Annotated in this window: 13 protein-coding genes; 5 read left to right on the forward strand and 8 right to left on the reverse strand. The window is 62.7% G+C overall.

What is annotated here, in order from left to right:
• Window positions 1–3: 3 nt before the first annotated feature.
• Window positions 4–1,296, reverse strand: coding sequence for an MFS transporter (locus K9B33_RS15140; protein ID WP_224549914.1), 1,293 nt, complete (start codon window positions 1,294–1,296; stop codon window positions 4–6).
• Between the two features lie 88 nt (window positions 1,297–1,384).
• Here K9B33_RS15140 and K9B33_RS15145 point away from each other — a divergent pair, with 88 nt between their 5' ends.
• Both K9B33_RS15145 and K9B33_RS15150 read left to right on the forward strand, forming a co-directional pair.
• A complete protein-coding gene (locus K9B33_RS15145; RefSeq protein ID WP_224549915.1) occupies window positions 1,385–1,948 on the forward strand; it encodes a TetR/AcrR family transcriptional regulator in 564 nt (187 codons plus the stop codon).
• Window positions 1,945–2,424 carry a GNAT family N-acetyltransferase gene (locus K9B33_RS15150; protein ID WP_224549916.1) on the forward strand — a complete coding sequence of 160 codons (480 nt, stop codon included), beginning with the start codon at window positions 1,945–1,947 and terminating at the stop codon, window positions 2,422–2,424. The genes K9B33_RS15145 and K9B33_RS15150 overlap by 4 nt, the downstream gene beginning before the upstream one ends.
• 95 nt (window positions 2,425–2,519) lie before the next feature.
• On the opposite strand, the gene rpoH is transcribed toward K9B33_RS15150, so the two are convergent.
• Together rpoH and K9B33_RS15160 are read right to left on the reverse strand one after the other, a co-directional pair.
• On the reverse strand, window positions 2,520–3,434 hold the full coding sequence (rpoH, locus tag K9B33_RS15155) for an RNA polymerase sigma factor RpoH (protein ID WP_224549917.1): 915 nt from the start codon (window positions 3,432–3,434) through the stop codon (window positions 2,520–2,522).
• Between the two features lie 75 nt (window positions 3,435–3,509).
• Window positions 3,510–4,463: an RluA family pseudouridine synthase gene (locus tag K9B33_RS15160; RefSeq protein WP_224549919.1), complete on the reverse strand. Its 954-nt coding sequence runs from the start codon at window positions 4,461–4,463 to the stop codon at window positions 3,510–3,512.
• A gap of 17 nt (window positions 4,464–4,480) precedes the next feature.
• On the opposite strand from K9B33_RS15160, the gene K9B33_RS15165 reads away from it, so the two are divergent.
• Together K9B33_RS15165 and K9B33_RS15170 are read left to right on the forward strand one after the other, a co-directional pair.
• On the forward strand, window positions 4,481–4,882 hold the full coding sequence (locus tag K9B33_RS15165; RefSeq protein WP_224549920.1) for a M67 family metallopeptidase: 402 nt from the start codon (window positions 4,481–4,483) through the stop codon (window positions 4,880–4,882).
• Window positions 4,883–4,979: 97 nt separating this feature from the next.
• A complete protein-coding gene (locus K9B33_RS15170; RefSeq protein ID WP_224549921.1) occupies window positions 4,980–5,636 on the forward strand; it encodes a histidine phosphotransferase family protein in 657 nt (218 codons plus the stop codon).
• A 45-nt stretch (window positions 5,637–5,681) separates the two neighbouring features.
• Here the strand turns inward: K9B33_RS15170 and K9B33_RS15175 are convergent, their stop codons facing one another.
• From K9B33_RS15175 to map, 4 genes are all read right to left on the reverse strand, one after another.
• Window positions 5,682–6,743 (reverse strand): NAD(P)H-dependent flavin oxidoreductase, encoded by a 1,062-nt coding sequence (locus K9B33_RS15175; RefSeq protein WP_224549922.1) that lies wholly within the window; start codon window positions 6,741–6,743, stop codon window positions 5,682–5,684.
• Window positions 6,744–6,831: 88 nt separating this feature from the next.
• On the reverse strand, window positions 6,832–8,244 hold the full coding sequence (glnA, locus tag K9B33_RS15180) for a type I glutamate--ammonia ligase (RefSeq protein WP_224549923.1): 1,413 nt from the start codon (window positions 8,242–8,244) through the stop codon (window positions 6,832–6,834).
• Window positions 8,245–8,328: 84 nt separating this feature from the next.
• Window positions 8,329–8,667, reverse strand: coding sequence for a P-II family nitrogen regulator (locus K9B33_RS15185; RefSeq protein WP_066601956.1), 339 nt, complete (start codon window positions 8,665–8,667; stop codon window positions 8,329–8,331).
• Window positions 8,668–8,910: 243 nt separating this feature from the next.
• Entirely contained in the window at window positions 8,911–9,741 is an 831-nt protein-coding gene (gene map, locus K9B33_RS15190) for a type I methionyl aminopeptidase (RefSeq protein WP_224549924.1), read from the reverse strand.
• Between the two features lie 80 nt (window positions 9,742–9,821).
• Here map and K9B33_RS15195 point away from each other — a divergent pair, with 80 nt between their 5' ends.
• Window positions 9,822–10,583 carry a competence/damage-inducible protein A gene (locus K9B33_RS15195; protein ID WP_224549925.1) on the forward strand — a complete coding sequence of 254 codons (762 nt, stop codon included), beginning with the start codon at window positions 9,822–9,824 and terminating at the stop codon, window positions 10,581–10,583.
• Window positions 10,584–10,590: 7 nt separating this feature from the next.
• Here K9B33_RS15195 and K9B33_RS15200 read toward each other — a convergent pair whose 3' ends face one another.
• Window positions 10,591–10,974 carry a c-type cytochrome gene (locus K9B33_RS15200; RefSeq protein WP_224549926.1) on the reverse strand — a complete coding sequence of 128 codons (384 nt, stop codon included), beginning with the start codon at window positions 10,972–10,974 and terminating at the stop codon, window positions 10,591–10,593.
• Window positions 10,975–11,450: the final 476 nt, after the last annotated feature.

Below are 11,450 nucleotides of genomic sequence, written 5' to 3' on the forward strand. Positions count from 1 at the left end.
GGTTCAAGCGGTCGCGAGCGTCTCCAGCCGCCGGTCGCGATTGATGAGCAGTACCAGACCCGCGCCGATCAGGCAGAGGATGCCCGCGCCGATGAAGGCGGGCATGTAGCTGAGCCAGACGGTACGGGCCAGCCCGCCACCCAACGCCGCGCTGGCGGCGCCCAATTGGTGGCCGGCGAATATCCATCCGAAGACGATGTTCGCCCGTTCTGCGCCGAAACGCTGCGCCGTCAGCTTCACCGTCGGCGGCACCGTCGCGACCCAGTCGAGGCCGTAGAAGATTGCGAAGATCGACAGGCTGTAGAGCGAAAAGTCGCTGAAGGGCAGGTAGAGCAGCGAAAGCCCGCGCAGCCCATAATAGCAGAACAGCAGCCATCGATTGTCGAATCGGTCGGACAGCCAGCCCGACGCCAGTGTCCCGCCGAAATCGAACAATCCCATCATTGCCAGCATCGACGCCGCGCCGACCGCCGCCAGCCCGTAATCGCCGCACAATGCGATAAAATGGGTTTGCACCAGCCCGTTGGTGCTGGCCCCGCAAATATAGAAGGAAAAGAAGAGTATCCAGAAGGTCGGCGCCTTTGCCGCGTCGCGCAGCACGGTCAGCGGCGTCATCAGCAGCGCGCCGAAGCTGGCGGGCTGGGGAGGCGCAGGCTGGACATGCGTTTCTCCATAGGGCGCCAGTTCCAGATCAGCGGGCCGGTCGCGCATCAACAGCAGCACGACGACCGCCGCCACGACGATCGCGCCGCACACCAGCAACAGCGCAGCGCGCCAGCCATGGCTTTCGGTCAGGCCCGCAAGCAGCGGCAGAAAGGCGAGCTGCCCGGTCGCCGTGCTGGCCGACAACAGCCCCATGACAAGGCCCCGCCGCTGCCCGAACCAGCGCGTCGCAACCGTTGCGCCCAGCACCATCGCGGTCAGGCCGGTCCCGATGCCCATCACCACGCCCCACAGCAGCACCAGTTGCCACAACTGCGTCATGCCCAGCGACAGCAACATTCCGCCGATGACGATGGACAGCGAAATCAGCATCATGCGGCGCACGCCGAAGCGGTTCATGAAGGCGGCGGCGAAGGGCCCCATTCCGCCGAACAGCAGGAAGCGGATGGCGAGCGCGCCGCTGATATCCGCCGCGCTCCAGCCGAACTCCTTTTGCAACGGTACGATCAGAACGCCGGGCGCTCCGACCGCGCCGGCCACCACCAACATCGTGAGGAAGGTCGTGCCCGCGACCGCCCAGCCATAATGGATGTTCCGCGCAGCCAGGCGGCGCGCAAACAGGGTCGACAGCATCAACTTCCCCCTTCGGGTCACGATCGGACTGGCGTTAAATGATGGCCATCATATATAAGGTCAAGGGGCCATTTGAAGGAAGCAGGACATGAAGGTCAGCCGCGATCAGGCCGCGCGCAATCGGGAAAAGGTGATCGACGCAGCATCGCGCCTGTTCCGCGCGCGGGGCGTCGAGGGCGTCGGCATCGGGGAGGTGATGAGGGAATGTGGACTCACGCATGGTGGCTTTTACAACCAGTTCGAATCGAAAGAGGCGCTGGCCGCTGAAGCCTGCGCTGCGTCGTTGGCGGCCAGCGCCCTGCGGTGGCGGGCAGTGATGGAAGCGGCTGGACAGGGCGACGCGCCCGCGGCGATCGCGGGTAACTATCTGAACGCCCGCAATCGCGACGCGCCGGAGACCGGCTGCGCCCTGATCGCCCTCGGTCCAGATGCGGCGCGGCGCGGTGGCGACCTGGCGGAGGCCTTCCGTAATGGCTTTGAGGAACTGACCGCCATCCTCGAACAGGCCGGACCGGATCTGAGCCGGCAGGACGCGCTGGCCCGCATGGCACAGATGGTCGGTGCCATGGTGCTGGCGCGGGGCGTTGGCGATCCGGCGCTCTCGGACGAGATATTGGCGGCGGCCCGCCGGGCATTGGGGCTGTACGCATGAGCTTCTGGCGACCGATGCGCAAGGCCGATATCCCGGCAGCTGCGGCGATCTCCGACGCGGTGCATGGCGCCTATACCGAACGGCCCGATATTTATGGGGAACGTCTGCAACTCTACCCAGCCGGATGCTGGATGCTGGAGCGGGCCGGGAAGGCGCAGGGCTATCTGATCAGTCACCCATGGCGGGGTGATCGGCCGCCGACGCTCAACATCCCCATCCTCGCTGTTCCCGGTGGAGCGGACCATTATTATCTCCACGACCTGGCGCTGCTGCCAGAGGCGCGTGGCGCCGGTGCGGCGGTGGATGCGGTGCAACTGGTGGTCGATCAGGCCAATGGCGCAGGTTTCGCGCGGATCGCACTGACCGCGGTCAATGGCGCCGACGCCTTCTGGCGGAAGCATGGCTTCCTGCCCGCGGTCGGTAAGATGGCTTATGGCGAGGATAGTCTCGCCATGGAACGGAAGACTGCAGAGTAGACGTCAGACTGGGCTCATCGTCGGGAGTAAGCTGTTCCACCAACAAAAAAGCCCCGGAGCGATCCGGGGCTTCTTCATTCCATTCTATCGCGAGATCAGGCGAGCGCGAAACGCGCCATCTTGCCCAGCTTGTCGCCGGCGATGCGCATCATCGCCTTTTGCAGCTTTTCGAAGGCGCGGACCTCGATCTGACGGACGCGCTCGCGCGACACGCCATAGACCTGCGACAGTTCTTCCAGCGTCTTGGGCTCTTCGGCCAGACGGCGTTCCGCCAGGATGTGCTTTTCGCGATCGTTGAGGTCGGTCATCGCCTCCACCAGCATTTCGTGCCGCTGGGTGCGCTCCTGCTCCTCTGCGACTCGCTCGTCCTGAAGCGGGTCATTGTCCTGCAACCAGTCCTGCCACTGCCCGTCGCCATCCTCGCGCATGGGGACGTTCAACGACGTGTCGCCGCCCATCGCCATGCGACGGTTCATCGACACGACATCCTGCTCGCTGACGCCCAGGTCGGTTGCGATTTTCGTCACATCCTCGGGGCGCAGGTCGCCATCCTCGAACGCCTCGATATTGTTCTTCATCCGGCGCAGGTTGAAAAACAGTTTCTTCTGCGACGCGGTGGTGCCCATTTTGACCAGCGACCAGCTGCGCAGAATGAATTCCTGGATCGATGCGCGAATCCACCACATGGCATAGGTCGCCAGACGAAAGCCGCGTTCGGCCTCGAACTTCTTAACGCCCTGCATCAGGCCGATATTGCCTTCGGAAATCAGCTCGCTGACCGGCAGGCCATAACCGCGATAACCCATTGCGATCTTCGCCACGAGGCGCAGATGCGACGTCACCAGCTGGGCCGCGGCCTCGGGATCCTGATGCTCCTCATACCGCTTGGCGAGCATATATTCCTGCTCCGGCGTCAGCAGCGGAAACTTGCGAATCTCCGACAGATAGCGGTTGAGGCTGGCTTCACCGCCCAGCGCCGGAACCGCGGGGACATTGCTCTTGTTAGCCATGTCGCTTCACCTTTCCCTTTCATGCGCGGCGGAACCCAGAAGAGGCGTCCTGCGCCGTCGCAAACTTGTCAGAACCTATACGTGGAGCTGGCTTAACAGTTCCTGCATATCGCCAGGCAATACACTTTGAAACATAAGCCGCTCGGCTGTTACCGGATGTATGAACCCCAGGCTTTTGGCGTGCAATGCCTGCCTTTTGAAACCCAGCGTTTCCAGTATTGATTTGAAACCTTTTCTCTCTCTACCGTAAACCGGGTCACCGATCAAGGGGTGGCCGATATGGTGCATATGGACGCGCACCTGGTGGGTGCGACCGGTTTCCAGCTTGCATTCCACCACCGCCGCGTCGCGCAATCGGTGGATGATGCGATAATGCGTGACGGCATGTTTGCCGCGCCCTTCCCGATGAACCGCCATCTTCTTTCGATCAGCGTCGGATCGGCCGATCCAGGTATCGACCGTCCCGGCGGCGGGGCTGGGCGAGCCATAGACGATTGCGGCATAGAGACGGTCGATGCTGTGATCCTTGAACTGGCGGGCCAGTCCCTCATGCGCCTTGTCGGATTTGGCGACCACCAGCAGGCCGGACGTATCCTTGTCGATCCGATGGACGATGCCGGGGCGGGCAACCCCGCCGATGCCGGACAAGCGCCCTTCGCAATGATGCAGCAGCGCGTTGACCAGCGTGCCGTCCAGATTGCCGGCGGCGGGATGGACGACCAGCCCTGCGGGTTTGTCGATCACGATCAGGTCGTCGTCTTCATGGACGATGGCGAGCGGAATATCCTGCGCCACCGTATCCAGCGGGACCGGCGGGGGCAGGGTGACAGTGAAGACCTGTCCGGCTGCAACCTTCATCGATATGCTGATCTTGCCGAGCTTGGAGGATTGCACCTGACCTTCGCCGATCAGCGCCTTCAGCCGCTCGCGCGACAGGTCGGGGAGCAGATCCGCGAGCGCGCGATCAAGGCGTATCCCATGCTGCGCTTCGCCAATGACTGCTTCGATGATGGAAACCCCCGGACCCATTGGCTAGGGATGTAGGAATGCGGGTCGAAATTTCAAGTATTCTGTTGGAACAGATCGTGGCCCTGGCAGCGGCCGAGGCCCATGAGGTGTGCGGTCTGTTGCTGGGTTCGGACGACAGGATCGCGGCGATCGTGCCCACCGCCAATGTGGCGGCCGATCCTGCCCGCCATTTCGAACTGGATCCGGCGGCGTTAATCGCCGCGCATCGGGCGGCGCGGGCGGGTGGGCCGAAGGTCATCGGCCACTATCATTCTCATCCGTCGGGCGTTGCCGCGCCGTCCGCGACCGATGCGGCCTGTGCCGCGCCCGACGGAAATTTGTGGCTCATTGTTGGCGTGGGAGAAGCGACTTTATGGCGGGCGGGGCCGGGGATGGCGGTTAACGTCCATTTCACCAAAATGCATCTCGACAGTCGGTGAGCGAAAGGCGGCAAGCCGGGCTTGCATCGGCGCGCGGCGCGGCGCATTAGCCGAAGGCCCGCTTATTCCCATCACAATCCGGTGACCCAGACCTCGCATGACCAACCCGACCGACAGCATCGAATTTGCCAGCCTGCTCTGCTCGCGCCTGTGTCATGACCTGTTGAGCCCCGTCGGCGCGCTCAACAACGGGCTGGAATTGATGGCGGACGAAACCGACCCGGAAATGCGCCAGCGCTGCCTCGACCTGCTGGGTGACAGCGCCCGGACATCGGCGAACAAGCTAAAATTCTTCCGCCTCGCTTTCGGCTCCGCCGGCGGCTTTGGCGATGCCGTGCCCCCGCATGAGGCGCGGGTGGCTATCGAGGGCATGTTTGCGACGACAGGCCGGGTCAAGGTCGGCTGGCTGGTCGAGGAACAAATGCTCGACAAGCTGGCCGCCAAGATATTGCTGAACCTGGCGTTGATCGCCGGCGATGCGCTGGTGCGCGGCGGACAACTGGACATCGGTGCTGAAAAGCGGCCGGGCCTGACTGAAATCGTGGTGCGGGGCGAAGGACCGAAGGTCGTGCTCGATCCCGACTTGCGCGCCGCACTGGCCGGTACCTTGCCGATCGACGGGCTGGCGTCCCGTACTGCCGCCGCCTGGATGGTGCGCCAGATGGTGGCGGAATCGGGCGGAGAGATCGCCCTGTCGCCGCCGGGCGAGCCGGTCCTGCTGTTCGGTGCGTCGATCCCCGACCGCAAGCGATAATCGCGTATAACTGTCGCAGTCGCCGTCTCAGCGCAGGCTTCCCGCCTATCTGGCGTGGTGCATTTCCTGCATTTCCGCGACCAGTAGCGCGACCAGGTCGGCGGCAGGCAAAGCACGCGCGAGCGGAGCGCCCTGGCCGGCCCATTGTGCACCATAGCCGCCTTCGCCCGATGCCTTTGCGGCCCGGTTGAGCGCCTTGCCCGCGTCATAGGCGATCGGATAATCGGGCGGTTGCCGCTCGCTGCGCTGGCCCCAGGCCGTGAAACGGTTGGCAAGACAGCGGGCTGGGCGACCCGATATCACGCGTGTCATGACCGTATGCGCCGCGGCCGGGCTGAACAAGGCGGCGCGATAGGCGGCGTCGGCGCCGCTTTCCGGACAGGCGATGAAGGCGGTGCCCAGTTGCGCCGCGACGGCCCCGAGGTCGATTGCCGCCTGTACGCCTCGGCCATCCATGATGCCGCCCGCAGTGATGACGGGCAGTCCTGCTCGCTCTACCAGCAGTCGGGTCAGCGCCATGGTTCCCAGGCAATTATCCGGTCCATCCGGATCGAACATGCCGCGATGGCCGCCTGCTTCGAAACCCTGCGCCACGACGGCGTCGATACCTGCCGCCTTGGCCGCTAGCGCTTCTTCCAGGTTGGTCGCGCTGGCCAGCAGCAGGCAGCCCGCCGCTTTCAGCCGGAGGATCCTTCGGCTGCCGGGCAATCCGAAATGGAAGCTGACGACCGCCGGCCGCGCATCGACCAGCATCTCCAGCATCGCGTCGTACTCGGCAAAGCTGCGATAGATTTCGTGGAGCGACCGTGGCGGCTGAGCGCCATGTTCGGCAAATAACGGCGCGAGCGCATCGATCCAGCGCCGCTCGACCTCCGGTTGGACTCTGGCGGGCGCATGGACGAAGAGATTGACGTTGAACGGCCGATCCGTCCTCGCGCGCACCGCATCGATCATGATGCGCGCGGCTGAGGCATCGACGGCGCCAATGGCGATCGATCCGAGCGCTCCGGCATTGCTGACGGCCGCGGCCATCTCCGGCGTGGATAGGCCGGCCATCGGCGCCTGGATGATCGGATGGGCAAGGCCCAGCGTGTCGAGCGGGTTCATGCCCCCTATCTGGGACCATCGGCTGCAAAGGAAAAGGCCCGGTCGCCTGTTGCGACCGGGCCTTTTCCGAAAAGCAGCGCTGAAGGGATCAGCTGCTATAGTACATGTCGAATTCGACCGGCGACGGCGCCATTTCCCAGCGATACACTTCGGGCCACTTCAGTTCGATATAGGCTTCGATCTGGTCCTTGGTGAACACGTCGCCCTTCAGCAGGAATTCGTAATCTGCTTCCAGGCTGTTCAGCGCTTCGCGAAGCGAGGCGCAGACGGTCGGCACCTGGCTCAGTTCTTCGGGCGGCAGGTCATAGAGATTCTTGTCCATCGCCGGGCCGGGGTGAATCTTGTTCTCGATGCCGTCGAGGCCGGCCATCAGCAGGGCGGCGTAGCACAGATAGGGGTTGGCCATCGCGTCGGGGAAACGGAATTCCACGCGCTTCGCCTTAGCGCCCGCGCCGTAGGGAATACGGCAGGAGGCCGACCGGTTACGGGCCGAATAGGCCAGCAGAACGGGGGCCTCGAAGCCCGGCACCAGGCGCTTGTAGCTGTTGGTGGTCGGATTGGTGAAGGCGTTCAGGGCCTTGGCGTGCTTGATGACGCCGCCGATGAAGTAGAGGCACATGTCGGACAGGCCGGCATAGCCTTCGCCCGCGAACAGCGGCTTGCCATTGTCCCAGATCGACATATGGGTGTGCATGCCCGAACCATTGTCCTGCGCGATCGGCTTGGGCATGAAGGTCGCGGTCTTGCCATAGGCCTGCGCGACCATCTGCACGACATATTTGTAGATCTGCATACGGTCGGCGGTCTGGACCAGCGTACCGAAGGTCAGGCCCAGTTCGTGTTGCGCGGCGGCGACTTCATGGTGATGCTTGTCGCAGGGCAGGCCCATTTCGAGCATGGTCGACACCATTTCGGCGCGGATGTCGGTGCAGGGATCGACCGGCGCGACGGGGAAATAGCCGCCCTTGGCGCGGGGACGGTGGCCCAGATTGCCGCCTTCATATTCCTTGCCGGTGTTGGTCGGCAGCTCGATATCATCGATCTTGAAATAGCTTTGCGAATAATCGCTTTCGAAGCGAACATCGTCGAACATGAAGAATTCCGCTTCCGGTCCGACATAAATGGTGTCGCCGAAGCCGGCCGACTTGACGAAGGCTTCTGCGCGCTTCGCGGTCGAGCGGGGATCGCGGCTGTACAGTTCGCCGGTGTCGGGTTCCACGACGTCGCAGAACAGGATCAGCATCGGGGTGGCGCTGAACGGATCGACATAGACGGCGTCCAGGTCGGGCTTGAGGATCATGTCCGATTCATTGATCGCCTTCCAGCCTTCGATCGACGAACCGTCGAACATCAGGCCCTGGGTCAATTCATCTTCGCCAAGCACGCTCGACACCATGGTCAGGTGCTGCCACTTGCCCTTGGGATCGGTGAAGCGGACATCGACCCATTCGATCTCCTTTTCCTCGATCATCTTCAGGATGTCTTTTGGCGTGTTGGCCATGTGCACTTGCCCTTCTCTCAAAAATACCCCCCCGAAGGGGCAGTTGAAGTCCGTTTCCGCCCGGCTCGGCGGAAATTCGTTAAATCAGATCGCGTCGCTGTCCCGCTCGCCGGTGCGGATGCGCACGGCGCCCTCGACCGCGGAAATGAAGATCTTGCCATCGCCGATTCGACCGGTCTGTGCCGCGGAGCAGATGGCCTCGACTACCCGGTCGGCCAGCGAATCGTCGACGACGACTTCCAGTTTCACCTTGGGCAGGAAATCGACGACATATTCGGCGCCGCGATAGAGTTCTGTATGTCCCTTCTGACGGCCGAAACCCTTGGCTTCGGTTACGGTGATGCCGGACACGCCCACTTCGTGCAGGGCTTCCTTCACCTCGTCCAGCTTGAACGGCTTGATGATCGCTTCGATCTTTTTCATCACTCGTAATCCCAACCCATGACGCACGCACTGAATGCGGGTGCGACCCGCATCCACTCTCCTTCAAGGAACGATCGTCATGCCCCCCAAAGGCAGGCGCCGTTCCCCTTAACAATCAATTACCGTGCCAAATGGCGAATCGCTAGGACATGCTTTCGGCGATGCAGCAATCTTTGTCCATATTGCCCGGATTCCGGGCAATATCGTGACTCTCTGCCCGTTTTTTGGGCAGCGTTTCGATTGTTAGAGCGCGTAAGGCGGACAATCCAGGCCAGCCGGGCTCTTGGTGAATATCTCGCAGCCGGTTTCAGTGATGCCGATGCTATGTTCGAATTGCGCCGACAGGGTGCGGTCGCGCGTGACGGCGGTCCATCCGTCGTCCATCATCTTCACGCCGGGTTTGCCGATGTTGATCATCGGCTCGATCGTGAAGAACATGCCGGGGCGCAGTTCGGGGCCGGTGCCGGGACGGCCGACATGGACGACCTCGGGACTGTCATGAAACACCTGGCCCAGGCCATGGCCGCAAAAATCGCGTACCACGCCATAGCGATGCTTTTCGGCATGGCGCTGGATCACATGGCCGATGTCGCCCAGATGATTGCCAGGCTTGGCCTGCTCGATGCCCAGCATCAGGCATTCATAGGTGACTTCGACCAGCCGCCGCGCCTTGATGGCGGCTTCGCCGACGATGAACATGCGGCTGGTGTCGCCATGCCAGCCATCGACCAGCGGTGTGACGTCGATATTCAGGATATCGCCGTCCTTGAGCCGATAGTCGCCCGGGATGCCATGGCAGATGACATTGTTGAGCGAGATGCAGCAGCTATGGGTATAACCGCGATAACCCAGCGTCGCCGGCACTCCGCCGCCGTCCAGCGACATGCGGCGCACGATATCGTCCAGTTCGCCGGTGGTAACGCCCGGCACCACATGCGGCACGAGCGCGTCCAGTATCTCGGCGGCGAGCCGACCGGCCTTGCGCATGCCGGCGAAACCGGATTCGTCATAAAGCTTGATCGCGGCGGAGCGGGAAATCGGCGCATCGGCCGTCATCGTCATATAGTCGGTCATGTACCATTTATAAGCGCAACGGCGGCATAATGCGAGAGGGCGACTAGTCAGGGCGTGCGGCGCAGGCTATGGGCTGGCGCATGGCCGATCCGACCCGCATCTGGACCGCAGCGCTGATCGTGATCGGCGACGAAATCCTCTCTGGCCGCACCCAGGACAAGAATATCGGCCAGGTCGCCAGTTGGCTCGGCGTTCAGGGCATTCGTTTGCGTGAAGTGCGCGTGGTGGCCGACGATCGGGATTCGATCGTCGAGGCCGTCAATACGCTCCGCGCGCGCAACGACTATCTGTTCACGACCGGCGGCATCGGGCCGACTCATGACGACATCACGGTCGACGCGATCGCGGCGGCGCTGGGCGTAGAGGTGGAAATCCACGAAGGCGCGCGCGCCATCCTTTCGGGCTATTATGAGACGCGGGGCGGATTGACGGAGGCGCGGTTGCGGATGGCACGGGTGCCCGCCGGCGCGGACCTGATCGAAAATCGCATGTCCGGCGCGCCGGGCATCCGCCATGGCAACATCTTCATCATGGCCGGCGTGCCCTATATCACCGCCGGCATGCTCGACAGCCTGACGGGAACGTTGGAAGGCGGCCTCCCGCTGCTATCCGCAACGATCGGCTGCTGGGTGGCGGAAAGCGAGATTGCCGACCTCCTCGCCTCGACCGAACGCGCCCATGAAGGCTGCCAGATCGGCAGCTATCCCTTTTTCCGCGAGGGCCGCACAGGCGCGAATTTCGTGATTCGCTCTACGGAAGTGACGACGCTGGACGCCTGCACCGCCGATCTCAGCGCCGCGCTGGAACGCGGCGGCTGGACCGTCACGGCAGGCGGGATCTGAGCCTAGCCTATTTGGCTTCAGCCTTGAGATAGGCGATCAGGTTGGCGCGATCGACTGCGTTGGGCACGCCCGCAAAGGCCATGCGATTTCCCGGGACCAGCCCACTCGGCTTGGTCAGGAATGTGTCGATGCTCTTGGCGTCCCAGCGAATCTTCGCGTTCTGCATCGCAGGCGAATAAGTGAAGCCTGCCATGGTGCCGGATGTGCGGCCGAATATGCCGGCAAGGGACGGCCCCATCTTCTTCGGTCCGGGCTTCACATCGTGGCATAGGGCGCATCGCGCAAACACCGTCTTCCCCTTGGCCGCATCTCCCGTCTGCGCGAGTGCAGGGGAACTGGTTGCGCACAGGGCAGTCAGGACGAACAGTCTCGATACGGTCGCAAGTGGCATGAAGCGTTTCCCTTGAAAGATGAGGCGGTGGGGCTTTTGCCTTTCCTCCGCTGATGCGCCTTTTTGGCTTTCTGTCTGAATGGGGGTTTAAGCGTATGGACGTCAACTGGCGTCGCTAATAGTGTGTCCAGCCCTCCGCTGCCGATCACCGTCCGGATCCATAGGCCCTAGGGTTTGGCGCACACTCAGTCGCCGCGTTTCCCATGGGGTGTCGACCTTCCAGCACAGCAATTCGCTGCGCTACCATGTCGGGGAAGGGGGCGATTGAGCTTTACGCCACGAAAGCTGTCGCCGCCGCGACAACCGTCTGTTGCAGCTCTGCATCGATGCAGACGACGCCTGAAGCTCCGTGTTGGAAGCAGCCTAAAGGAAAATGGTGGACGCACTTTTTTTTGGGCTCGAACAAAGGACCCGCTGATTAAGAGAATGAGGGTCCATTTAAATTATTGATTTTATTATATTTTCTTGCATTGTTC

Source organism: Sphingobium sp. 3R8 (assembly GCF_020166615.1).
GTDB lineage: Bacteria > Pseudomonadota > Alphaproteobacteria > Sphingomonadales > Sphingomonadaceae > Sphingobium > Sphingobium bisphenolicum.